Origin of the sequence: Hyalangium minutum (assembly GCF_000737315.1) — a bacterium.
In the GTDB taxonomy this organism is placed as follows: Bacteria; Myxococcota; Myxococcia; order Myxococcales; family Myxococcaceae; genus Hyalangium; species Hyalangium minutum.
The window spans coordinates 1-24,075 of record NZ_JMCB01000040.1; the positions used below are offsets into that span (position 1 = coordinate 1).

Consider the following 24,075-nt stretch of genomic DNA (forward strand, 5'->3'; position numbering starts at 1 on the left):
AGCCGCCCCCAGCACGGCCGAGGCCGCCCCCACCCCCGCCAGGAAAAGCCCGCCCCGGACCGCACCACGCCCGAGCTCGGCCCGGATGGACTCCCCCAGGTCCAGCTCCTGCGCCGCGGCGTCGAGCGCTGGCAGGCTGGCCACCCGTGGATTTACCGCGCCGACCTCAACGGTGACCCTGGCCTCCCCGGCGGCGAGGTGGTGCGCGTCACCGACGGGCGCGGCTGGTTCATCGGCAAGGCCTTCTATTCGAAGCACTCGAAGATCTCCCTGCGCTGGCTCTCCTACGAGGACATCCCCGTCGACGTGGACTTCTTCCGCCAGCGCCTGGTCTCGGCCGATGCCCTGCGCCGCAAAGCCCTCCCCGGCGAGCGCACCTACCGCGTGGTGCACGGCGAGGCGGACCAGCTCCCCGGGCTCGTGGTGGACCGCTACGGGGACTACCTCAGCGTGCAGTTCCTCGTGCCCGCCATGGAGGCCCGCAAGGAGCTCATCACCGATCTGCTCACCGAGCTGTTCTCCCCCCGCGCTATCGTCAACCGCTCGGATGTAGGGGTGCGCGCCCTGGAGGGCCTGCAGCCCGAGAAGACCGTGCTGCGCGGCGAGCTGCCCGGCCCCGTCTCCTTCGACGAGGGCCTCGTGCGCATGCGCGCCGATCTGCTCGAGGGCCAGAAGACCGGCGCCTTCCTCGACCAGCGCGAGAACCACGTCATGGCCTCGCAGTACGCCTTCGGCGAGGCGCTGGACTGCTTCTCCTATGTGGGCGGCTTCGCGCTCCAGCTCGCCACCCGCGCCCAGCGCGTCACCGCCGTGGAGATCTCCGAGGCCGCCAGCGCCCAGCTGCGCGACAACGCCGCCGCCAACCGCCTCACCAACCTGGACGTCGTCGTCGCCAACGCCTTCGACTTCCTCCGCGACTCGGTGGACGAGGGCAAGCGCTACGACACCATCGTCCTGGATCCACCCTCGTTCGCGAAGAACAAGGATGCCGTGGCAGCCGCGCTTCGCGGGTACAAAGAGATCAACCTGCGCGCCATGCAGCTGCTCCGCCCCGGCGGCTACCTCATCTCCGCCAGCTGCACGTACCACGTGGATGAGCAGGCCTTCGAGGACATGTTGGCCTCCGCTGCGGCCGATGCGCGCCGGCGCGTGCAGATCATCGAGCGCCGGGGTGCGGGCAAGGATCACCCGGTACTCCTGAATTTGCGGGAGACGCGCTACCTGAAGTGCTTCGTCCTGCGGGTGCTGTGAGCCCGCCGCATTCGACCGCGGCCCCCCCGGTGTGAGAAAAAGGGACTGCGGATGCGAGCGCGCGACTGGGACGATGAGGAGCAGGCCCCTGCCACCTCGGCGATCGCCGAGGCGCGCGCCCTCAGCGAGCTGCGTGCCATCTACCGGCAGGCGGATGCCGCCTACGCCCCCTTCTCCTGCCCCGCCAGCGGCGAGTGCTGCCAGCTCGCGAAGACTCAGCGCCAGCCGTGGCTTTGGTACCCGGAGTGGAAGCTGCTCTCCGCTCACCGTCCGCTTCCACCGAAGCGCGCGGATGGGGGCTGCCCGTACCTGGATGCCTCGGGCCTGCGGTGCACCGCCTACGCGGATCGGCCCTTTGGCTGCCGCACCTTCTTCTGCGAGCGGATCCGGGGCCCCGCTCGCCAGCCCGTGGAGACGGTCGATGCGCTGCTGCGGCGGCTCGAGGCTGTCTCTCAACGCGTGAGGCCGGGCCTGACAGGGCCGCGGCCCCTACTGGAGTGGCACACCGAGGCCCTCTCCTCGGAGGAGCAATCATGAGCCGTCGTTCATGGAAGACGTGGGCTGCAGGGGCGTTGCTGGCGCTGCTGGCGGGGTGCGCCAGCGGAGGCTCGAACACAGTAGCTGCGGCCATCATCAACACCACCGTGGCGGTGGCTGCCTCGGGCGTGTCGCGCTCACAGGGCGGGTGCTTCTCAGCGTGTGCCCCGGGCACCACGTGCGATCCCAACACGGGCTACTGCGTCGCCCTGCCTTGCCGCGGCCGGTGCAAGGACCATGAGCAGTGCGTGGAGGACGGGTTCAAGAGCCAATGTGTCGCCCTGTCCCTGCCCGGACAGGTGACGGTGGAGCCGACCAAGGAAGCGAAGACCGACCCGTGACGCTTCGCTGGCTCGTTGCCCCTCAGGAGTTCAAGGGGACTCTCACCGCCTCCGAGGTGGCCGAGGCTCTCCAGGCCGGGCTCCAGGAAGCCGCTCCCGAAGTCCTCCTCGATGTCGCGCCGCTCGCGGATGGCGGGCCCGGTACCGTGGACGCGCTGCTCGCGGGAGGCGCTGGAGAGCAACGGGTCCTCACCGTGCAGGGCCCGCTTGGCGCTCCGGTCCAGGCAGCCTGGGCGCTGCTGGAGTCCGGACGGACGGCGATCATCGAGATGGCCGCGGCCTCGGGGCTGTCGCTGCTGCGCCCCGAGGAGCGGGATGCCCGGCGCGCGTCCACGTATGGCACGGGGGAGCTGATCCGCGCGGCGCTGGATGCGGGCTGCTCGCGGATCATCGTCGGCATGGGTGGCAGCGCGACGAACGACGGCGGGGCCGGGGCGCTCACGGCGCTGGGCTACTGCTTTCTCGATGCGCAGGGCCAGCTGCTGCCTCCGGGTGGCGCCGCGCTCCGGCAGATGGCGCGCGTGGACATCACCCAGCGGCACCCCCGGCTCACGGAGGTGGAGCTGCTGGCGGCCACGGACGTGACGGCCCCGCTGCTGGGCCCCAATGGCGCCTCGCAGCTGTTCGGGCCGCAGAAGGGCGCGGATCCTCAGACGGTGGAGCAGCTGGAGGAGGCACTGGCCTGGTTCGCGCAGGGGCTCGCGCCCGAGTTCATCCGGGTGCCGGGCGCGGGAGCGGCCGGAGGGCTCGGGTACGGGCTGGCGGTGCTGGCGGGGGCGAACATCGCCTCCGGGTACCGGCTGGTCGCCCATGGGCTCCGGCTGGAGCGGCGAGTGGCGGTGGCGGACGTGGTGCTCACCGGCGAGGGGCGCTTCGATCGGCAGACCACCCTGGGCAAGGGGCCGGCCGCCCTGGCGCGCACGGCCAAGGAGCTGGGCAAGCCGGTGGTGCTCTTCGTGGGCTCGACCGTCCACGAGGAGGGGCTGGACACCACGCTGTTCCAAGAGATCATCGAGCTGGGCAGTCCGCCGTTCGACAAGGAGGCCGCGGTGCGGGCGCTCCGGGAGGCCGCCGCGCGCTGGGCCTCCACCGCCCGGCACATGAAGCCGCACGACGAACGGGATCGCGGCCACGACCGGGAAGCCGGGGACGAGCACCTGGGCTCTGGCGGTTCGATGTAGCGAGAGGACCAGGCCTCAGGGGCTGGCACCACCGTTCGCGGCGTCGCGCAGCTGGGCCAGCCGCTCCCGCAAGAGAGGCTCGCTGGGGTACCAGCGCAGCAGGGACTGGTAGGCACGGACCGCCTCCTCGGGCCGTCCCAGGCGCTCCAGCGCAAGCCCGAGGTTGAAGCCCGCCTCCAGGTAGTCCGGCTTGCGCTCCACGGCGAGCCGCCACGCCTCCACGGCCCCTGCATCGTCCCCGAGCCGGGCTCGGCGTCCACCCACCGCGTACTGAAGCTCAGCCTCGAAGTTCACGGAGTCCACCGCGAGCCGCACGGGCCACAGAGAGAGCCCGAGCACCGCCAGCGCCACCCCCACGGGCACAGCGCGCGCAGCCCCGCGCGACTCCCACAGCACGAGGAGCCCCAGCGCCGCGAGCACGCACAGCATCGGCGCCAGTGGCGCGCGGTAGCGGCCGGAGACGAAGAAGACAATGGACGGAGCCGCCAGCATGAGCGCGGTCCCCGCCACGGTGAGCGCTCTGCGGGCCTGCTCGGCGCCCTCCTTCCGCTTGCGCCAGAGCGCCACGCCGCCCACCGCCGCGAGCGGCCACAGCAGCGCATACGGCAGCGCCACGCCCCCAGGCCTCGCGGTCAGCGCCCAGAGCACCGGGGACTGGGAGCGCACGACATAGAGGTCCTCATTGCGAGGCAGCTCGCGGGCCACGAGCAGCAGCCGGGCCTTCCATATAAGGTTGCTCACGCAGCGGAGAGGCTGTTCGCGGCAGAAGACGAACACCTTCCGCGTGAAGTAGCGATCCTGGGCGCCGGGCGTATGGAAGCCCTGGCGCGAGGGCTCATCCACCAGCGCCTCCCAGGCCGCACCCGGACGGATGGCCATGCTCCGGTCCACGTCCGCGTTGTTGCCCAGCCAGAGGTTGATGCCTCCATTGGCGGAGATGAGCAGCCACTCTCCCGTGCGGGAGTGGTTGAAGGCCGTGGCCCAGAGCACCGGGGCGGCACAGGCCACGACACAGAGCGCGGCTCGGATCGGCCGGCTCCGCGCCACCGCCCAGCCCAGCGGAAGCAGGAGCAGCAGCAGCGGCGCCACCGCGAGCGCCCCAAGGCCAATGCACGCCCCACACGCCAGCGCCATCCACCCGGAGGGAGGCTCGCGCACGGCGAGCCAGAGCGCCGCGGCGCCCAGGAACGTGCCGAGCGAGGTGGACAGCAGCTCCCCGTCATAGAAGACGAGCGGCCCATGCAGCGCCACCAGCAGCCCCGCGATCAGCTCCACCGCCGGGCGGCCCGAGAGGCGCCATGCCACCCTCGCGGCGAGCACGGCGGTGAGAGAGCCCAGCACCGCCTGCAGCAGCCTCGGCCACCACAAGCTGTGCCCACCGAGCCAGTACAGGGCGCCCAGCAGCATCGGGTACAGCGGCGGCTGCCAGAAGGGCCCCTCGGGAAAGCCCTGCCCGCGCGCCAGCTGCTCGCCCAGGAAGTCGTAGTAGTCCGCGTCGATCAGCGGCGCTTCGAAGGCCGGGCCGTGCGCGGTGAGCAGGTACGCCCCGCGCACGCAGAGCGCCACAGCCAGCACGATCCCCCAGCGAGGAACCTGGCTCACACGTCGAGGGGATCCGTGGTCCGCGCCACGCGCATGCCCGCCTGCTGGAACTCGCGGACCGCCTCATCCGCCACGCGCGGGAAGTCGAGCGCGGCCGGCAGCGGATCCAGCGGCGGCGCGGGCACCGGGCTCATGGCGTCCTCGAGGATGACGACGCGGCCCATCTTCGAGCGATCCGTGCGCTCGATGTGCTGGCGCAGGTCCCTCAGCGTGGACAGCACGCAGTGGGACTTGGCCTGCCCGAACACGTACACACGATCAAAGGACATGAGGTGGTCGAAGAGGCGGGTGTTGAACTCACCGACCTTCTGGCCTCGCACCTCGGTCACCTCGGGCGAGAGCACGGAGTAGTTCTCCGTGAGCGGGTGCTCGCCCTTGAGCTCGAACCAGGTGGGCGTGTCGCGCACGAGCGCGTGGAACAAGCTGGCCTCGTACATGGCGGGCACCAACGAGTGGCTCAGGCCTCCGAGCAGCGCGTGGAACGGCCACACGGTGAGCACGTACTTGCCGCTGGTCTCGAGCCGCTCGCAGTAGGCGAGGCTCTCCTCCGGGTGGCGCGTGGGGCGCCAGCGGCCCTGGCGGATGTCATCGGCGGTGATGACCGTGAGCGGCGGAGGCGGCTGCCCGCCCGCGTCCTGCCACCACGAGGGGTGGAAGATCTGGAACACCCGGTGGGTATCCAGCGAGAACACGAGCTCGGTGACGCGCCCCAGGTTCGCGTAGAGCCAGCGAAGGGTGCGCTGGGTGTCCTCCACGGCTCCGGGGACGAAGAGGCTGGCGCCGGGGGTGCAGAAAGCCACCTGTACGTCGATGCCGAAGGCGGCGATGCGGACCTTGTCCTCGCGGGCGGGGCGGATGCGGTTCGCTTCGGCATAGAGCCGGGCCTCCTTGGCCACGTCAGCGGCACGTTCGAGGTAGAGCTGCCCCGCGCGAGCGTCCTCATGAAAGCGGGGAATGGGCAGGGACATGGCGTTCTCCGAAGGTGGCTTCCCAAGCGGGCGTTCACTCCATCATACCGGGCCAGGTGGCCACTACCCGGGGGAAGCCTGCAGAAAGGCCTGAAGCGCCGCCAGCACCTGCCCCAGCTCCTGCTCCACCGCGGGAGTCCCTGACTTGACGGCGGGCGCGTCTCCCTCCCTCGAGGCCGCCTCCAGCGTCCGGGAGTGGTCCCTCAGGGCCTCGGCGCCAACGCTGGCCGCCAAGCTCTTCAAGGTGTGGATCGCCCGGGTGGCCGTCTCACGGTCCCCCGCCGCCACCGCTGCCTGGAAGCGCTTCCAGCAGACCTGCGCATCCACCAGGAACAGCCCCACCACCCGCCGGTACAGGGCCATGTCCCCGTCCAGGTTGGCCAGCGCGTCGTCCAGGTTCACATGCCGCGGATCCGGGCGGTTCATCGTGCGAGACTCCTCGGCAGGGGATGGCTCCCGCGGCGCCTCGCCTCGCGAGGGCTGCGCGAGCCACCTCGCCAGCGTCTGGTAGAGCCGGCTGGCATCGATCGGCTTGCTCAGGTGATCGTTCATGCCCGCGTCCAAGCTGCGCTGGCGATCGCCCGCCAGCGCATTGGCCGTCATGGCGATGATGGGCAACTGGGAGCCCTGGGGCATCGCGCGGATGCTCCGCGTGGCCTCGTATCCATCCATCTCCGGCATCTGGCAGTCCATCAACACCGCGTCGTAACGGCCCTGAGCCACACGCTCCAGGGCCTCAGCGCCATTTTCCGCCACCACCACCTCCAGCCCCGCCTTCCTCAGGAAGTGCAGCGCCACCTCCTGGTTCAGCGGGTTGTCCTCCACCAGCAGGATCCTCGCCCCCCGCGGGAGCGAGGGCTCCGGCTCTCCTCTGGGGACTTCGTTGCCGGAGACCCGGGCCAGGGGCAGCTCGAACCAGAAGCAGCTGCCCCTCCCAGACGCGCTCTCCGCGCCGATGCGGCCCCCCATCATCTCCACCAGCCGCTTGCTGATGGCCAACCCCAGCCCCGTGCCTCCGTAGCGGCGCGTCACCGAGCTGTCCGTCTGAAAGAAGGACTGGAAGAGGCGCGGCAGGTGCTCGGCCGCGATGCCGATGCCCGTGTCCTTCACGGTGAACCGGCAGACCACCCGGTCTCCCTCGGTAGACACCGGCTGCCCTCGCACCACCACCTGGCCGTAGTCGGTGAACTTCAGCGCGTTGCTGATCAAGTTCTGCAGCACCTGCCGCAGCCGCAGCGGGTCTCCCGACAGGGCATTCGGGAGCTCAGGAGACATCTCGAAGCGCAGCTCCAGCCCCTTGTCTCGCGCCGAGCTGGCAAACACGTCCGCCAGCTCGGCGGCGAGCTCACTCAAGGACAGCGGCACGCTCTCCAGCTCCAGCTTGCCTGCCTCGATCTTCGAGAAGTCCAGGATGTCGTTGATGATCCCCAGCAGCGACTGCGCCGAGCGCCGCGCCTTCAGGATGAAGTCCCGCCGCTCCTGGGGAGACTCCGCCTCCAGCGCCAGCTGCGTCATCCCCAGGATGGCGTTCATCGGCGTGCGGATCTCGTGGCTCATGTTCGCCAGGAACTCGCCCTTGGACCGGTTGGCGCTCTCGGCCGCCTCCTTCGCCTGCCTCAGCTCCTCCTCCGAGCGCCGCCGCGCGTTCAGGTTGTCCAGGAACGCGTTGAACCAGCTCACCATCTCCGAGATCTCATCCTCCGTGGGCGCCGGTGACAGCGGCCGGACCCGGTCCAGACGGTCCTCCTGAATGTCCTGGAAGCCCCCGGAGATGGCGCGGATGGGCTCCACCACCCGCCGCGAGTAGCGCACCGCCACCGCGCCAATCGCGGCGAAGCACGCCACCAGGACGGCCCACCACGCGTTGCCAATCTTCGCCATGGGCGCTGTCAGCGTGGCGTGCGGCACGATGCTGATCACCTGCCAGTTCAGCTCCTCCACACGCAGGTGGTTGAGCAGCACCTCCTGCCCTCCCAGCTCCAGGGCCACGGTGCCGCTCGCCCCCGCCAGCAGCCTCTGGAACTCGAGCAGCAGGGGTTCACCGATCAGGCTCTTGTCCGGGTGGAACAGCAGGCGCCCCTCGTTGTCGGCGACCATCAGGTAGCTGCCGACCCCCAGGTCCAGCCCCAGGAAGTGCTCGTACAGGTGCGAGATGGACGAGTTGATGACGACGATGCCCACCGGCTCGGGCTCCAGGTGCGCCGGATCCACCCGCCGGATCAACCGCGTGGCCACCAGCACCTTGCGGTGGGCCGAGGCCGCGTTCACGTTGTCCTTCACCCCGTGCCAGACGATGGACTGCTTCGAGGCCAGCGTCGCCGCGTACAGCCGCTTGCTCAGCTCCGTGAGCACCGTGGAGGTGTCCAGCGTATCTCCCACGTGGAAGTGCTGGCCCTGCGGGGTGAACAGATCGATGGACACCAGCCCCTTGAGGCTGCTGTAGCCGCTCAGGATGTAGCCCACCTTCGCTTGCGTCACCAATGCCGAATAGCTGTCGTTCACCTCGGCCGAGGCCAGCGCGTTGCCGATGTCCTCCACGCCCGCGATGTTGGTGGCCAGACTCGCCAGCTGCTCCGACTGCAGCAGCAGGTAGTCGCGCTGGTCCGCCAGCAGCCGCGCGTTGGACTCGCTGGCCAGCTGGAGCATGGCCCGCTGCGCCAGCTCGTAGGACGTCACGCCGAAGATGAGCAACGGCGCCACGCTCACGGCCAGCAGGTAGCCGATCAGCTTGAAGGTGATGGAGGAGCGGAGCGCCACAGGGAGCCGGGACAGGGCTACTTCACCGCCTCCACCGTCACGAGCCGCGTATCGATGAGCGTCACTTCGGGCAGCGACTCGCCCTCGAGTGCCCGGTGGGCCAGGAGGATGCCCCGATAGCCCTGCTCGGCGGCCTGCTGGTCCACCGTCACCGCCAGCGTCCCCGCCTTCACCGCCGCGCGCGCCTCGTCGAGCGCGTCATACGCCGCCACCTTCACGCCCTGCTTGCCGGCCTCCTTCAGGTACTTGAGCGCCCCCAGCGCCATCATGTCGTTGGCGCAGAACACCAGCGTGATGTCCGGGTGGGCCATGAACAGCTTCCGGGACACCTCATAGCCCTCGTCGATCTTCCAGTTCGCCGTCTCCATCGCGACGATGCGAATCAGCGGGTTCTCCTTGAACGCCCGCTCCGCGCCCTCCTTGCGCTGGCGTGCGTTGTCCGCGCTGCGAATGCCCTCGAGGATGACCGCCTGCGTGGGCTTGCTCACCTGCCGCGCGATGAACCGCGCCGACTCGTACGCCGCCTTCGCGTTGTCCACGCTGACGAAGGGGACCCTGATCAGCCCGTGCTTCTTCAGCGCCTCGGGATCCAGCCGGTTGTCGATGTTGATGATGGGAATCCCCGCGTCCTGCGCGGCCTTCAGCACTGGCACCAGCCGCTGCGAGTCTCCTGGCGCGATGACGATGGCCTCCACCTTCATCCGGATCAGCTCCTCGACGATCTGGATCTGCTGCTCGATGGAGGTCTCCTGCGAGGCCGTCTTCACCAGCAGCTCGAGGCCCAGCTCCTTCTCCGCCCTGCGGGCGCCGCGCTCCATCTCGACGAAGAACGGGTTGGTGAGCGTCTTCATCACCAGCGCCACCTTCCGGACCGTGGGCGCGGGCGTGGGCGTGGCTTCAACGGCCTTCGAGGGGGCGGCGACCCCCTGCACCGCCAGCTTGCCTGAGTCGCTGCACGCCGCCAGCCCCAGTCCCAGGGCCAGGAGCCACCACACAAGTCGCGGGAAACGCAAGGCGGTCTCTCCTCGAAGACGCGGGCACAGGGGCGCTGACCCGCGAGTGACGATTCTACGCAACCTTTCCAGAGAACCGGTAAGGCATACCCTCACGGGTAGGTTTCACTTCTCGTCTTGATACGGCCTAGAGGGAAGAAGCGCCTTCCTTGGGACTGCTATAATCCAGGGAAATGGCTTCAAAGCTGCTCTCCTCTGAGTCCTCTGTGAGCCGCTCCATGTGCGAAACGCCGCGAGTGCTCGTCGTGGATGACGACACCCTCAGCCGCACCACGGCCGAGGCCCTGCTGCAACCCATGGACTACCGCCTCCGTGGCTGCGCGAGCGGAGAGGAGGCCTTGGAGGCGGTGGAGGAGGAAGTCCCGGATCTGGTGCTGCTGGACGTCCTGATGCCCGGGATGGACGGCTTCGAGGTGTGCCGCCGCCTCCGGGAGCGCCTGCACCCGGACTACGTTCCCGTCATCCTCGTCACGGCGATGGATGATCGGAGAGACCTCGTACAAGGGCTGGAAGTCGGAGCGGACGACTTCCTGCGCAAGCCCGTGCATGGCGCCGAGCTGAGGGCGCGCGTGTCCAACCTGCTCAAGGTGCGCGCCTACCACCGGCTCCTGGCCTCCGAGCGGGACCACGCGCTCGCCACGGTGGAGCAGCTGCGCCAGCAGGTGCTGCGGGTGGACCGGCTGGCCATGCTGGGCACCTTCGCCGCGGGCGTCAGCCACGAGCTGAACAACATCGCCCACGTGCTGCGCAGCGCCCTCGAGCTGTCCAGGCCCGGCATCACGCCGCCTCCCGTGGGAGGAGAGGAGCTGAATCCCCGGGAGCTGTTCACCCACGTGTCCAACCACGTCACGGAGCTGTCGCGCACCCTGCTGCGCATCGCCCGTCCCGACGAGGGTCCCGTCCCCGAGGCCAACCTCTGCCGCGTGTTGGAGGAAGTCGATCAGATGCTGCGGCTCACGGGGCGCACCCGCCACGCCCATGTCTCCCTGGTGCTGTCGCGAGAGGACTGTCGCATCCGCGGCAACCCCGTGCATGCGCAGCAGGTGTTCCTCAACCTGCTCGGCAACGCCGCGGACGCGGTGACGGCCGTGAACGGGCCCACCATCGAGGCCGGCGTGCAGCGCAAGGTGGACGGGCGCATCGAGGCCTGGGTGAAGGACAACGGCCCGGGCATGACGCAGGAGGTGCTGGCCCGCATCTTCGAGCCCTTCTTCACCACCAAGCCCCCCGGCTCCGGCACCGGCCTGGGGCTGCCTGTCGTCAGGCAACTGGTGGAGTCCTGGGGCGGGCACCTCCAGGTGGAGAGCCAGCCCGGGAGCGGCACCCGGATGGTGCTCGATCTCCCAGCGGCTCTCACGCCCTGAGCCCGCCCCTCGCCTCGGAGGCGGGCCCGCGAAGGCTCAGCGCAGGTCGTCTTCGGAGACAGACGGGGAGGCGTCCGCGGGGGCGGCCTCCGGGCCACCTGCGCCCGAGCCAAGCTGCTGGAAGAGCGGCGGAGGCTCGTCCGCGAGGAACTCGGTGAGCGAGGCCAAGGCCTGCTCGCGCAGGGGGCTCTTGGTGGTCTCGTAGCACTCGTAGCGCTCGGCGAGGAACTGCTCCTGCCACAGCGGGTGCTGCGCGTAGGGCTCGAGCGCCGCCTGACACAGCCCGTGCCAGTCCAGCACCTTGGCCAGGGCAAGCCGCACCTTGTGGCGCTGCGTCTCCAGGGCGTAGGCGGCGAAGGGCTGCTCGAAGCGGGCATACAGGCGGCGGCCCAGCGAGGGCTCCTTCTGCGCCAGCTCCTGCGTGGCCTGCATCAGCAGGCTCGTCACCGTGCGCTGGCCCCAGGGCTCGCGGCGGAGCGCGTCGTAGGCCTGATCCAGCGCGTTGAAGGCCTCCGTCCACCGGCCCTGGCGCAGCCGCAGCTCGCCGAGCAGCACATCCGCCTCCATGGGCGCCAGCGTCCGCAGCTGCTCCAGGAAGGGCATCGCGGCTTCGTCGGCCGTCTGCGCCAGCGCGCGGCTCACCATCGTCAGCTCCAGCAGGCCCTTGGGCTGCCACCCGGCCTCGCGCCACCTGCGCACAGCGCCCGCCGCGTCACCCCGGGAGAGCAGCTCCAGGAACTCGCGGCGCTCCTGCACGGAGCGGGTGAACTTCAGCGGCGGCGTCAGCAGCAGGTTCTGGGAGGAGGCCGCCGCAAGCATGCGCTGCTGCTCCACGCGCTCCCAGTCCACCGAGCCGCGGCTCACCGTGGGCCGGTTCGCCTGCAGGGACGAGGCGCCCGCGCGCAGCATTACCCGCAGCGACAGGAACTCCCGGCGGCCCACCGTCCGGGCGATGGCGAACTCCATGAAGGAGCGATCGTCCGTGCTGATGAGCGCCTCCTGGCCCTCGGCCAGGTTCCGGGTGAGCGCGTCGTTGCCCAGGTAGTGGGCCATCACGCCCTCCAGCTCGTCCGTCTGCCACGCCACGAGCGCGGCCTTGCGGAAGGGCTCCTGGGTCAACCGGGCCCGCATCCGGTCCGCGTCGTAGGAGATCGGCGCCTCGGTGGCGATGAGCAGCAGGTCCGCGCTGTTCGTCTGCCACGTCTCCACCGCCGGGAACACCGAGGCCAGCGTGGCGTAGGCGCTGCGCATCGTCGTGGCGTCAATCTCATACGCCTGGAGCCACTGGATGAAGATGCCGCCGGGGGCCAGCCGCTGCCGCGCCGCTTGATAGAAGTCCTGGGTGAAGAGGCTGGAGATGCCGGCGCGGTAGGGGTTGGAGGGCTCGGAGAAGATGATGTCGTACTGCTTCTGCGAGGCGAGCAGCACCTCGCGCGCATCTCCGATGAAGGTGTGCACCTTGGGGTTGGAGAGGACGTTCTGGTTCACCGGAGAGCACTGCTCGGCGAACTTGAGGATGGCGGGCTCGATCTCCACCACGTCCACGCGCTCCATGTCCGGAGCCGAGCCCATCCACCCGGCGGTGCTGCCGGTGCCCAGGCCGATGACGAGCGCCTGCTTCGGCTGCGGGTGCAGCAGCATGCCCACCAGGCCGCTCATGACCTGGGTGGAGGCATCGCCGATGCTGTTTCCGTCCGACTTGCCGTTCACATAGAACGAGGGCCCATCCACGAGACGGACGCCCACGCTGCTCTCGAGGCCCTCGTACTCCCACTTCATCTCCCGGCGAGGCGTCTCCAGGAAGGTGCGCAGCGTATTGAGGGTGGGCCGCTCCAGCCGGGCCCGGCCCGCGCCGATGGGGTTGTGGCGCCAGCCCGCGGTGGGGCCCTCCTGCATCAGCATGACGGCTGCCAGAGCGCCCACAGCGGCGGGCAGCCAGAGCCGGCCGGCCTGCTTCTCCCGCGTCAGCGAGAGCACGAAGGCGCCGCCCCCCAGCACCAGCAGCAGCGCCACCGCGAGCTTCCACGTTCCGGGCGCCGTCAGCAGCGGCATCAGCCCGAAGCCACCGGCCAGCGAGCCGATGATGGCGCCCACCGTGTTCCACGCGTACGTGAGGCCCACCTCGCGGCCCACATTCTCCCGGCCGCGGCCCAGCAGTGCCAGGAGCAGAGGGAACTGCACGCCGGAGATGAAGGCCGCCGGGAAGATGACGAGCGAGGCCACCACGGCCCAGCTCGACACGAGCCCCAGGAAGCCGAATCCCTCGAGCGGCCGGAGCATCATCGCGAGCACCGCCATGCGGTCTCCCAGCGCATAAGGCAGCGCCATGAAGAGCGCCTCGGCCAGACACGTGAGCGCGAAGCCGCGCAGCGTCGCGGGCCGGTCCTGTCCCCACGCCGCGTAGGCCGCGCCGCCCAGGCCGATGCCCAGCAGCGCGACGATGAGGATGAGGCCGAAGGTGAAGGTGGAGCCACCCAGCAGCGGGCTCAGCATCCGGTACCAGACGAGCTCCATCAGCAGGAAGGCGAAGCCCACCGCCGCCGCGGCGCCCAGCACGAACCGGGGCGGCGCCACCCCCACCTGGGCCTTGGCCACGGAGGCCGCTGCGGGCTCGGCTCCGGAAGCGGTCTCGGGCGCCACCACGGGGGCGGCGGCGGGGACACTCTGCTCCGGCAGCGAGCGCGAGGCCACGCGGGCGGCCACGGCCACCAGCCCGTTGACGAGACACGCCAGCCACAGCGTCTGCTGGGTGCCGAAGACTTCGAAGAGGAAGAAGGTGGACAGGGCGGCGCCAGCCACGGCGCCCAGGGTGTTCACGCCATAGAGCACAGCCAGGGCGCGCCGCCGCACGTCATCGGGGGTCTCCGCCGCGCGGGCTGCCGCGGGCAAGGTGCCCCCCATCAGGACCGTAGGCACGGCGAGCAGCAGCGCGGAGAGCACCAGCCGCACGATGCTGCCACCCACCAGCCCCAGCGACACGGTGCCGCCGAGCGCCACATAGACCGTGCGGGCCAGCCACACCAGGGCCGGGGTCAGCGCCGCGCTCACGGCGATGAGGGCCTCCAGGTTGCCGTAGAGCTCCAGGGGACGGCGGTGCTTGTCGGCGCGAGAGCCCAGCAGCGCTCCGCCCAAGCCGAGGCCGGCCATGAAGATGGCGAGCACCGCCGCCGAGGCCGCGGTGGAGGCGCCGAAGATGAGCCGGAGCTCTCGCTGCCACGCGGTCTGGTAGATCAATGCGCACAGCCCCGAACCGAACAGGAACGGGGCGATCTTCAGGGCACGGGCATTCATACGGTTCTCTCGTCTGAGCGCGCCGTCGGGGGCCCCTCCGGGGGGACTCGGGGCGCGCTGGGGCGCGGATTAAACCGCAGCCCCCTCGACTCGGCCATAAACGTCCGCACGCATTCCCGGAGGGCACGCGAGCGGCCGGGCCCCCTCCCCTGCTTCCGCTGGCCGAGGTGCGTGCCCCGGCTCCCCCTTGCGGGCTCGGCTCGTCGGCTGCTCTCCTCTGGACGGGGACGCGGCGCGTGGTTATATGCCGCCCTGTTCGATGGGCTTAGGAGAGCGCATCGGGCCCGGACGAGAGGTGCGCCGTACCCGGTCACGACAAGACGACGCCTACTGAAGGAGTGCTGTCATGTCGTGGGTTCTCCTGGTCGTCGCCGGGTTGCTGGAGGTCTGCTGGGCCATCGGCCTCAAGTACACCGATGGTTTCTCCAAGCTCCTCCCCAGTCTCTTCACCGTCACCGCCCTCATCGCCAGCATCGGCTTGCTTGCGCTCGCAGCCCGAAGCCTGCCCATCGGCACCGCCTACGCTGTATGGGTGGGAATCGGGGCCTTGGGCGCGGCCATTCTTGGCATCGTGCTCTTCCGCGAGCCGGTCACCGGGTCGCGCCTCTTCTTCCTCGCGCTGCTCTTCATCTCCATCGTTGGACTGAAGCTCACCAGCGGTGACGGACGCTGACGGCGTCGCGCATCCCAGCATCCGCCAGGCGCCGGACGTGTGTCTTCCCCTGACCGGGAACTGACACCTGGCTTATGCGATGCAGGCCTTGGAACAGGACCGCGACGATGGGGCGTTATCTCCTGTCCCGTCTTGCCGCGGTTGCGTTTAGAGGGGAACCGTGGTGCAGCAGCCTGACTTCGCGCAACGCAGGTAGCCCTGGGAGACACAGGCCGAGTCTTCAGTACATGAGGGTCCCTGGTTCGGGCTGCTGCACTTGCCGCCCGTCCCACTGGAACTGGAGCCGCCGGAGGAGCACTGGCCCGCAGCCTGGATCGTCACGTTCTGGCAATGATTAACGAAACAGCCGTTGTCGTAAGCGGACTGCGTCGTGTTGTTCGGGCAGGCGGTCCGGACTTGGGATGGGACCGAACCGAGGCCCGTGTTCTTCAGGCAGATGCCCACCTGCGTGAGGTTGCAGTTCGAGTCGCAACTGAGCACGACGGACTCGGGGGAGCCAAAGGCAGCCCGCAGCTCCGTGGCTGACACCGTGCCGCCCACGTTTTGCGCCAGCAGCGCCGGGGTCCCCTGGTCACCGGGCAGGGCCTTCAGCTCGGTGATGGCCGAGGAGAAGTAGGTGCCGGAGTCCAGGCCCGTGCAGCTCCCGTGCTTGGGCCACTCATGGTCCGCCAGGAAGTCGTTATCGGACACGTAGCCGGGACCATAGATTTTCATGGCCTCTGGAATGGTGGAGGGATCCGGGAAGCAGCCGGACGGAGGGTTCTTCGAGGTGCAGGAGCCGTAGGGGGCGCAGTACTGGGGCCAGGCGTATTGGGACCCTGCCTGCTGGGCTTCCGCATCCGTGTAGCTCGGCCAGAGGCCGTGGATCGTCAGATGGGTGGCTCCAAAACTGCCACTCAAACCCTGGCACTCCTCCTTGTCCGGGTGGCCACAGCAGAAGTTGGGAGCCCAGGAAAGTGCCAGCAGATAGAACCCAAAGGGGACCGCCGTGCCGGGGCCGCCGTTGGGGCTGCCCGCGGCGTTCGCCCCGTTGGGCGTGATTCCGGACGCAAGGGGACGCAGGTTGAACTCCTCGGCCACCTTGTCAGGAGCCGCGCGGACGGACGAGGCGGCCGGATTCTTCGGCTGTGAGGCCTCGGAGGGCGCGGGCGTCGTACGGACGCAGGCGGACCACAGGCTGACCAGGACAAGACTTGGGACGATGCGCCGCATGGGAGGCCCCCAGAGGTGAAAGCGCGGTCACCGTGACGGGTCCGCGCGGAAGTGAGACTCTTGGCAAAACCAGGCCATACAGGCAATTGATTTGTTGAAAAAGCACCACTAATGTCCCGCCCTTTTCATCGAGGACTTCATGGCCAAGCAAGTGTCGTTTTTCCTCAATGGCAGGCCCGTCACCATCGAGGACCCGTCACCGGAGCTGCTGCTGATTGATTATCTGCGCTCTCCCGAGGTCGCGCTGGCGGGCCCGAAGAAGCCCTGCGGACAGGGCGGATGCGGTGGCTGTACCGTCATCCTCTCGAATTGGAACGAGAAGGAGCGCCACGCCGAGCATCGCGCCATCAACTCCTGCCTGCGCCCGGTGCTGGCGCTGGAAGGCCTGGTGGTGACGACGGTGGAGGGCACGGGCGCCGCGCGGCGGCCGAACCCCAGGAACCTGTCCCACTCCGCCCTCTACTCCCGCGGGGGCGCGCTGCCAGAGCTGCAGACCCTACCCCAGCCGGCGGTGGTGGAAGCTCAGCAGGCGGCCAACAAAAAGCGCCTGGAGGTGATCGCCCGCGTCAACAAGGCCCAGCCCCAGACCCTGACCGCGGAGCTTCGGCAGGAGGTGCCGATCCACCCCACGGAGTTCTCGCACGAGGGCATGAACCCGGTGGCCCACCGGCTGGCGATGAACAACGGCACGCAGTGCGGCTACTGCACCGTGGGCTTCGTGATGAACATGTCGGAGTTCATCACCAACCACCCCAAGGCCACCAAGCGCGAGATCGAGGAGATCTTCGACGGCAATCTGTGCCGCTGCACGGGCTACCGCTCCATCCTCACCGGGATGAAGACCTTCGCCTCCGACTGGACGAAGGAGGACGCAGAGAACCGGATGGAGTGCCTGCCGGATGACTACGCCGCGCACCAGGTCCCCGCCCCACGCGTCGTGATTCCGTTCCCGCCCGCGGCGCAGGTGGCTGCCAGCGGCGTGTCACTGGACGACGGCGCGCGCGTGTGGCGCACCCCCACCAGCCTGGTGGAGCTGGCCCGCCTCATGCGCCAGTTCCAGGGAAAGAAGGTGCGCCTGGTCCACTCCAACACCGCCTACGGCATCTACAAAGAAGAGTACCTGGAGGCGGATATCTACCTGGACATCCGGTCCATCCCGGAGCTGAACGCGGAGCCCAAGGAGACGGAGGGCGGGCTGCGCGTCGGGGCTGGAATGAACTACAGCGAGTTCATCCGGGTGCTGGAGCGCACGATGCTCTCCGTGGGCGAGGCCCAGGCCCGGAAGCACGAGGAGACGGACTACCCGGAGACGACGCGGCTGGGGGCCACGCGCTTCATGGCGCGTCGGACCGCCGGGCGGATCGTCCGCAACGCGGCGTCGCTGGGCGGCAACACGATGCTGGTGCTCAAGCACATGGCCGAGGGCACCGGCGAGCCGTTCCCGTCGGATGTGTTCACGGTGCTGGCCGCCATCGACGCGCAGATCGAGTACCTGGACACGCAGGAAGGCGAGGCAGCCCAGCCGCGGCGCGCCACGGCCCTGGAGCTGGTGGAGCAGGTCATCGCCAACCCCAAGCTGGCGGACAGCATCGTGCTGCTGGCCTACCACGTGCCGTTCGGCAAGGAGAACGAAGTCGTCCTGGCGCAGAAGGTGGCGCTGCGAGACGTGAATGCGCACAGCATCCTCAACGGGGCCAGCCGGCTGCAGCTGTCGAAGTCGCTGGAAGTAGAAGAGGCGGTGGTGGTGTTCGGAGGCATTGCTCCCTACCCGTGGCGCGCCCGGAAGACGGAGCAAGCGCTGAAGGGCAAGACACTGTCATTGGCGGCCGTCCCAGCGCTGGCCAAGAGCTTGGCCGACGAGGTGGGCGTGGAGCTGACGCGCTGGTCCCTGCGCATGCAGGGGCTGCCGTCGGAGGGCTTCACGAATGAGTACCGGATGCAGCTGGCCACGGCGTTCCTCTACAAGGCCGTGGTGAAGACGCTGCTGGAGCGGGGCGGCGAGGTCCCTCATGCGCTCCAATCGGCGGGGGAGATCAAATGGGGCAATTGGGGAGTCAGCGACGGCACGCAGGATTACAAGCCCCAGCCCTACAAGGCGCCCGTCGCGCAGCCCTACATCAAGGACACGGCGATGCAGCAGGCCTCCGGGCAGTTGCACTACACCCATGAGCTGCCGGTCCCTCCGAGGACCCTCAACGCCTCCTTCGTCCTGAGCCGGCGGGCTCTGGCCACCTTCCACTTCATCATCCCTGGCAGTGACGAGGCTGCCAGCGCGGGCGATCTGCGCAAGCACCTCTCGAGCCGCTACGGTGGCTTCGTCGATCTCATCACCGCCGAGGTCTTCAAGGACGGTGGGATCAACAATCAGGGCATGGGGGCCGACCAGCCGCTCTTCGCCGCTGGCGAGGTGAATTATGTGGGCCAGTCCATCGCGCTGGTGTTGGCGAGAACGGAGCAGGAGGCCGAGCGCATCGCCGGGTACGTCACCGAGCGCTGCATCGGCTACGCTCCGGTCAAGCCCGAGTCGAGGCTGCAGCTTCGCTCGCTGAAGCAGTCCCCGACTTGGTGGTCGGAGCCGGTGTTGACCCTCGATGATGCCATCCGCCTGGGGAGCGTCTACCCGGACTACCCCACCCAGTCACCCTCCGTGTCACACATCTGGAAGGTGACGCGAAACGGGAGCCGGTTCGACTGGGTCACTCCCAAGGACACACCGGAGCAGCGGATCGACCGGACGATCGTCAACCGGACAGGGACGCTGGACGGCATCTCCTGCCAGATCGTCGAGAGCACGCAGACGTGCGGGGGCCAGGCGCACTTCTACATGGAGACGCAGGCAGCGATCGCCGAGCCCCTGGACAACCATCGCATGCTCATCCGGCCCTCCTCGCAGAGCCCCAGTTCCATGCACCAGACCACTGCCATGGCGCTGGGCGCGAGCTACAACAGCATCGAAGTGCAGGTCCCTCCGGTGGGCGGTGGCTTCGGCGGCAAGACGGAGCAGGCCCGCTTCGTGGCGGGGGCGGCGGCCATCGCCGCGCAGGCCACCAAGCGGCCGGTGCGCCTGGTCCTGTCTCGCGAGCAGGATACGGCGATGATTGGCAAGCGCCACGCCTACTTCGCCCAGTACCAGATCGCCATCGACCGGGGCGAGGTGAACCCGAAGGACAAGGGCCTCATCCGCGGGTTGCTCAACAAGATGTGGGGCGATGGCGGCGCTTTCTACGACTGCTCCTTCGTCGTCTCCAACTGCATCCAGACGCGCTCGGATAACGCCTACCGGATCGCCAACTTCGAGTCGCAGATCGACGTGTGCCGGACGAACACTGCGCCGAGCACCGCGTTCCGATCATTCGGAGACGTGCAGGGCAAGCTGATGCTGGAGAACGCGGTGGACGACGCGGCCTTCTCCATCGGCATGCTGCCGGAGGACGTGCGCGAGAAGAACCTCTACGAGCGAGGGGATGTAACGCCGTTCGGGCAGCCGCTGTCGTACTGCTACATGCGCCAGGTCTGGGCGTACCTGAAGCAGAAGAGCCATTACGAGGCGAAGCGCCAGCAAGTGGACGCGTTCAACGCGGCCAACCGCTGGCGCAAGCAGGGGCTGGCGATGATGCCCGTGAAGTACGGCTCGGGCTACAACCTGGCGATGCTGGAGCAGGCAGCCGCGGTCGTCTCGGTGTACCACGGCGACGGCACCATCATCATCCACCAGGGCGGCGTAGAGATGGGGCAAGGCCTGCTGACGCAGGTCCGTCAGATCGCCTCCTACGTGCTCAACGTGCCCATGGACAAGATCCAGGTCGAGGCGGCCAGGACGGCCGTCGTTCCCAATCCCACCGGCACCGGGGCGTCGACGGGAACGGCCTATAACGGCGAGGCGGTCAAGCGCACGTGCCAGGATCTGGCCTCGCGGCTGATGGCCTTCGGCTACGAGCTGCTGAAGGAGCAAGGCAACGATTGGTGCCACAGCCGGAACATCGACTTCTGGAACTACGGTGAGGCGGGCTGGAGCACCGAGGTGGACAACAACGGGACCAAGAAGCTCATCTGGCAGAACCTGGTGGCCATGGCCTACCAGTACCGCGTGGGCCTGACGGCCACCTTCACCGCGCCCATCCCGGGAGGCGAGACGCCCATGCCGGCGCTCACCTACAAGCCGCTCGAGCTGCAGCCGGAGCTCCCCGGCTACAAGGCGAGCTCGACGGGCAAGCCCGGCGGATACGACTCGTTCCCGGGCTTTACCTACTCGGCCGCGTGCTCGGTGGTGGAGGTGGACATCCTGACGGGCGAGGTGAAGGTGTTGAGCGCGGACATCGTCTACGACATGGGCTGGAGCCTGAACCCGGCCATTGACGTGGGCCAGGTGGAGGGCGCCTTCGTCCAGGGGCTCGGCTACGTGCTGTCCGAGAAGCTGGCCTTCGAGCCGAGTGGGCCGGAGGCCGGACGCCTCAACTCGGTGAACACCTGGCGCTACAAGCCACCGGCCGTGACCAGCATCCCGCTGGAGCTGAACGTGTCCCTGTTCCCGCGCGACTCAGTGGACGTGCCGGCGAGCCCCACCGAAGGCATCTTCTCCTCGAAGGAGATTGGCGAGCCGCCGCTGGTACTGGCCACCAGTGTGTTTCTGGCGGTGAAGGCGGCCATCCGCGCCTCGCGCCTGGAGCGCAAACTCGACGGCCTGTTCCGCTTCGACGCTCCGGCCACTGTGCAGGAGGTGCGCAGGGCCTGCGAGGTGAGTGAGAACGATCTCAAGGTGTAACGCAGCCATCCGCTACAACTCAGGAAGATACAACATGAACGCTAAAACCCTCACTGCCCGGCTTCGCCGGCGCAGCCTCTCGAAGTCTGTCTTGTTGGGCGCCTCGATGGCGCTGTCCGCGGTGTCCACTGGGGCCCTCGCCCAGACCACCGCGCCCGCTCCGGCGGCCGTGGCCAAGGATCCCGCCGAGGCTGCGGCCCTGCTGCGCAAGCCCGAGGGCTACAAGCTCCAGCAGAACCCCTTCCCGGACTTTGGCTACATGGTCACCGTCGATGAGTACATGCAGAAGTACTCGGACCAGCCGCTCTTCCGGCTGAAGACGGACTTCCCCACCGCCAAGCCGAAGCAGCAGCCGGACTTCGTCCAGAAACTCGACTTCCGGAAGAACCCGCTGGACTACCTGCTCGCCGTGCGGGACTACGCCTTCGACGGCAACCTGCCGGATTGGGACCCCTTCAAGAACGCCAAGCGCAGCTGGTACCACATCCCTTGGCTCCACCCGTCCGCGCGGGGGCCGAATGCCTATCCTCCGAACGGCGGCACCGAGGGTTTCCACGGGCTGATCAAGGAGGCTCAGCTCAGCCCGCTGCAGCTCGGGCCGGGCCAGAAGGGGAAGGCGAAGGGCGGCTACTCCGTCTACGCCATCACCCTGGTCAATGACATGGCAGGGTACACGCTGGGGCAGATGTGGAAGGACCCCTCGAACCCGGACCCCAGGGCAACGGACGCACGCTACGGCGGCGGCTTCCCGCCGGGCACCGTGTTCGCCAAGCTGCTGTTCACCGACGCGCCCCAGGGGACTGACAAGCTCCCCTTCCTCGAGAACCCCCTGCAGTGGACGGCATACATCACCGAGAATTTCACCTCCAAGAAGCGTGTGGTGGGCAAGGTGAACCTGCTGCAGATGGACATCGCCGTGCGCGACGTGCGCGCCGAGGGGCCAGACGGGACGGGCTGGGTGTTTGGGACGTTCGCGTACAACGGCCAGGTGAACAACCCCAACAAGTTCCTGAACCTCGTCCCGGTGGGGATCACATGGGGCAATGATCCCCAGAACACGGTGAACACCACCAACCCGTTCCCGCCCACGGAGACAAAGGTCAACCCGGAGCTGAAGCAGACCATCATCTTCCCCTCCCCGCAGCTGCCGCCGCAGCACCTGGGGTGGAACGGGCGGCTGAACGGGCCCGCGGACCTGAACACCACCTCGTGCCTGAGCTGCCACATCGCGGCGCAGTACCCCGCGGTGACGGCGCTGGTGCCGCCGAGCGCGGCTCCGGCGGGCGGCAAGGAGCCGCCCAAGGACGGAGGCACGAAGGAGTGGATGCAGTGGTTCCAGAACGTGCCGGCGGCCACCTCCATGGATCCGCGCGTCTACTCGACGGACTTCTCGTTCCAGGTGGCCATCAGCCTGGAGAACTTCTACGAGGCGAAGAGGCGGCTGCAGGAGGGCTCTTACGCGAGCGACTACCAGTTGGACCGCGTGCCGCTCGTCCGCGACGGCCTGCCCCGGCAGTAGAAGCACCGCTACGCGGGGGAGGCCGCAGCGGCTTCCCCCGCATGTGAGAGCGCAGGCGAAACGCTCCGAAGATTCAGCGGGCTCGCTGACTCGGTCGCACGGATTGACAAAGCAGCGCTCTGTGCGGCGCAGGCTGTCGCTTGCCTGCCCCTTGCACGCCTGCGCGCGCCCTCCAGCCCCAAGCGCGGATTCAGGACTCCCGAACGGCGTTGCCCTCACGGCCCGGCGCCGCCAGCACCATGCCCAGCGCCGCCGTGGCGGTGAGCAGCGCGGCCACGGCGAACTGCGTGGCGAAGTGGCCTCGGGCCAGTGACAGCGCCGCCACCGCCAGCGAGCCCCCCAGCAGCCGCGTCGCGTAGAGGCTGCTGGTGACGATGCCCCGGTGGTGCCACGGCGCACGCGACTGCGGCCCGAGGATCGAGGTGCTCGCCGCGGGCCCCAGCCCCACCCCCAGCACGGCCAGCGAGGCGAAAGCCCCTCCGATGCCCCACCCCTGTGCTGCTGCCAGCGCCAGCAACCCGGCGCCACAGGCCGCCAGCACGAAGCCCGCCCCTGCGCTCGCGCGCATGCCTCCGCGCACCAGCACCTTCACCCCCAGGGTGGAGCCCACCGACCAGCCCAGCAGCATTGGCACCAATGCCAGGCCCGCTCCAATCGGGGTGTGCCCGCCCTGCTCCGTCATCCACAGCGGCACCCACGTGGACATCGTGTAGAGCAACGCTCCGGCGAACAGGCCTCCTGCGATGCCGCTGAGCACGGTGCGGTCCCGCAGCAACTCCGGCGGAATCACCGGCGAGGCGCTCACCCGCTGCTGGCGCACCAGCCCCACGCCCACCGCCACCGCGCCCAGTGCGCACAGCCCCCGCACCACCACCGCCGAGCCCGGCTCCAGCGCGAAGAGCAGCAACGCCACGCACGTGCCCACCAGCAACGGCCCCCATGCGCCCATGGGCCCCTGCGCGCGCTTCGGCGGATCCCGGTACGACAGGTGCAGCAGCCCCGCCGCGAGCAGCCCCACCGGGAGGTTCACCAGGAACACCCATCGCCACGACGTGTGCATCACCAGCCACCCCCCAATGAGCGGTCCGAGCGCATTCGCGGCCCCCCACGCTCCGGTGAAGAGCCCTTGGATCGCCGCGCGCTCGCGCAGGGTGTAGAGGTCCGAGCTGATCGTCAGCGTCGTGGGTTGAAGCGCTCCGGCGCCCAGGCCCTGAGCCACGCGGAAGGCAATCAGCGCGGGCACCGAAGTGGCCAGTCCGCACAGCGCCGAGCCCGCCAGGAACAGCCCCATCCCCGCCAGGAACACCGGCTTGCGCCCCAGCCGGTCTGCCAGCTTGCCGGAGACGAGCACGCCCACGGTCGAAGCGAAGAGGAAGGCCGAGAACACCCACGAGTAGAGCTCCTGGCCGCCCAGCTCCCGGGTGATGACGGGCATGGCGCTCGTCACCACCGTGCCCTCGAAGGCGCTGACCACCAGGGCCAGCAGCACCGCGCCCGTGGCCACCCGCCGCGCCGCTCCCGAGTTGACGCGAACCTCGCTCTCCACCGTCATCCCGCTTCCATCCATGCTCTCCCTATAAGCGGGCGCGTTCCATGCGGAAATC

At 69.0% G+C, this 24,075-nt stretch carries 15 protein-coding genes and 1 riboswitch; of the genes, 8 read left to right on the forward strand and 7 right to left on the reverse strand.

Annotation, left to right across the window (positions count from 1 at the left end; genetic code table 11):
- The 4 genes from DB31_RS44080 to DB31_RS44095 all read left to right on the forward strand — a co-directional run.
- The coding region (locus tag DB31_RS44080; RefSeq protein ID WP_052420727.1) for a class I SAM-dependent rRNA methyltransferase at positions 1-1,251 on the forward strand (1,251 nt) is incomplete at its 5' end.
- Between the two features lie 51 nt (positions 1,252-1,302).
- The gene (locus DB31_RS44085) at positions 1,303-1,788 is read left to right on the forward strand and encodes a YkgJ family cysteine cluster protein (RefSeq protein ID WP_044198979.1); all 486 of its coding nucleotides are present in this window, start codon (positions 1,303-1,305) and stop codon (positions 1,786-1,788) included.
- Positions 1,785-2,129 carry a hypothetical protein gene (locus DB31_RS49485; protein ID WP_157232430.1) on the forward strand — a complete coding sequence of 115 codons (345 nt, stop codon included), beginning with the start codon at positions 1,785-1,787 and terminating at the stop codon, positions 2,127-2,129. Before DB31_RS44085 ends, DB31_RS49485 begins: the two co-directional genes overlap by 4 nt.
- Entirely contained in the window at positions 2,126-3,310 is a 1,185-nt protein-coding gene (locus tag DB31_RS44095) for a glycerate kinase (RefSeq protein ID WP_044198982.1), read from the forward strand. Before DB31_RS49485 ends, DB31_RS44095 begins: the two co-directional genes overlap by 4 nt.
- 15 nt (positions 3,311-3,325) lie before the next feature.
- On the opposite strand, the gene DB31_RS44100 is transcribed toward DB31_RS44095, so the two are convergent.
- From DB31_RS44100 to DB31_RS44115, 4 genes are all read right to left on the reverse strand, one after another.
- The gene (locus DB31_RS44100; RefSeq protein WP_240487246.1) at positions 3,326-4,912 is read right to left on the reverse strand and encodes an ArnT family glycosyltransferase; all 1,587 of its coding nucleotides are present in this window, start codon (positions 4,910-4,912) and stop codon (positions 3,326-3,328) included.
- Positions 4,909-5,880, reverse strand: coding sequence for a nicotinamidase (locus tag DB31_RS44105; protein ID WP_044198984.1), 972 nt, complete (start codon positions 5,878-5,880; stop codon positions 4,909-4,911). The genes DB31_RS44100 and DB31_RS44105 overlap by 4 nt, the downstream gene beginning before the upstream one ends.
- A 63-nt stretch (positions 5,881-5,943) precedes the next feature.
- Positions 5,944-8,637 carry an ATP-binding protein gene (locus DB31_RS45875; RefSeq protein ID WP_052420678.1) on the reverse strand — a complete coding sequence of 898 codons (2,694 nt, stop codon included), beginning with the start codon at positions 8,635-8,637 and terminating at the stop codon, positions 5,944-5,946.
- A 17-nt stretch (positions 8,638-8,654) separates the two neighbouring features.
- Entirely contained in the window at positions 8,655-9,650 is a 996-nt protein-coding gene (locus DB31_RS44115) for a sugar ABC transporter substrate-binding protein (protein WP_044198986.1), read from the reverse strand.
- Positions 9,651-9,868: 218 nt separating this feature from the next.
- Between DB31_RS44115 and DB31_RS44120 the strand changes: the two genes are divergently transcribed.
- Entirely contained in the window at positions 9,869-11,014 is a 1,146-nt protein-coding gene (locus tag DB31_RS44120) for a sensor histidine kinase (protein ID WP_075306497.1), read from the forward strand.
- A 36-nt stretch (positions 11,015-11,050) separates the two neighbouring features.
- Here the strand turns inward: DB31_RS44120 and DB31_RS44125 are convergent, their stop codons facing one another.
- Entirely contained in the window at positions 11,051-14,305 is a 3,255-nt protein-coding gene (locus DB31_RS44125) for a fused MFS/spermidine synthase (protein WP_044198988.1), read from the reverse strand.
- Between the two features lie 268 nt (positions 14,306-14,573).
- Positions 14,574-14,635, forward strand: a riboswitch (guanidine-III (ykkC-III) riboswitch).
- A gap of 16 nt (positions 14,636-14,651) precedes the next feature.
- Here DB31_RS44125 and sugE point away from each other — a divergent pair.
- Positions 14,652-14,978 (forward strand): quaternary ammonium compound efflux SMR transporter SugE, encoded by a 327-nt coding sequence (sugE, locus tag DB31_RS44130; RefSeq protein WP_044198990.1) that lies wholly within the window; start codon positions 14,652-14,654, stop codon positions 14,976-14,978.
- A 147-nt stretch (positions 14,979-15,125) separates the two neighbouring features.
- On the opposite strand, the gene DB31_RS44135 is transcribed toward sugE, so the two are convergent.
- On the reverse strand, positions 15,126-16,190 hold the full coding sequence (locus DB31_RS44135) for a ribonuclease T2 family protein (protein ID WP_044198992.1): 1,065 nt from the start codon (positions 16,188-16,190) through the stop codon (positions 15,126-15,128).
- A 139-nt stretch (positions 16,191-16,329) separates the two neighbouring features.
- On the opposite strand from DB31_RS44135, the gene DB31_RS44140 reads away from it, so the two are divergent.
- Together DB31_RS44140 and DB31_RS44145 are read left to right on the forward strand one after the other, a co-directional pair.
- Complete coding sequence (locus tag DB31_RS44140) at positions 16,330-20,952, forward strand: molybdopterin cofactor-binding domain-containing protein (RefSeq protein WP_044198994.1); 4,623 nt, start codon at positions 16,330-16,332, stop codon at positions 20,950-20,952.
- 34 nt (positions 20,953-20,986) lie between these two features.
- A complete protein-coding gene (locus DB31_RS44145; RefSeq protein ID WP_157232434.1) occupies positions 20,987-22,471 on the forward strand; it encodes a hypothetical protein in 1,485 nt (494 codons plus the stop codon).
- Positions 22,472-22,661: 190 nt separating this feature from the next.
- Here the strand turns inward: DB31_RS44145 and DB31_RS44150 are convergent, their stop codons facing one another.
- Positions 22,662-24,038: an MFS transporter gene (locus DB31_RS44150; protein WP_044198996.1), complete on the reverse strand. Its 1,377-nt coding sequence runs from the start codon at positions 24,036-24,038 to the stop codon at positions 22,662-22,664.
- Between the last annotated feature and the right edge of the window lie 37 nt (positions 24,039-24,075).

Bases quoted from the DNA above. Each gene is read 5' to 3' on its own strand.
- DB31_RS44085 (WP_044198979.1), top strand. From the start codon at position 1,303: ATGCGAGCGCGCGACTGGGACGATGAGGAGCAGGCCCCTGCCACCTCG.
- DB31_RS49485 (WP_157232430.1), top strand. From the start codon at position 1,785: ATGAGCCGTCGTTCATGGAAGACGTGGGCTGCAGGGGCGTTGCTGGCG.
- DB31_RS44105 (WP_044198984.1), bottom strand. From the start codon at position 5,880: ATGTCCCTGCCCATTCCCCGCTTTCATGAGGACGCTCGCGCGGGGCAG.
- DB31_RS44120 (WP_075306497.1), top strand. From the start codon at position 9,869: ATGTGCGAAACGCCGCGAGTGCTCGTCGTGGATGACGACACCCTCAGC.
- DB31_RS44125 (WP_044198988.1), bottom strand. From the start codon at position 14,305: ATGAATGCCCGTGCCCTGAAGATCGCCCCGTTCCTGTTCGGTTCGGGG.
- sugE (WP_044198990.1), top strand. From the start codon at position 14,652: ATGTCGTGGGTTCTCCTGGTCGTCGCCGGGTTGCTGGAGGTCTGCTGG.
- DB31_RS44135 (WP_044198992.1), bottom strand. From the start codon at position 16,190: ATGCGGCGCATCGTCCCAAGTCTTGTCCTGGTCAGCCTGTGGTCCGCC.
- DB31_RS44140 (WP_044198994.1), top strand. From the start codon at position 16,330: ATGGCCAAGCAAGTGTCGTTTTTCCTCAATGGCAGGCCCGTCACCATC.
- DB31_RS44145 (WP_157232434.1), top strand. From the start codon at position 20,987: ATGAACGCTAAAACCCTCACTGCCCGGCTTCGCCGGCGCAGCCTCTCG.
- DB31_RS44150 (WP_044198996.1), bottom strand. From the start codon at position 24,038: ATGGATGGAAGCGGGATGACGGTGGAGAGCGAGGTTCGCGTCAACTCG.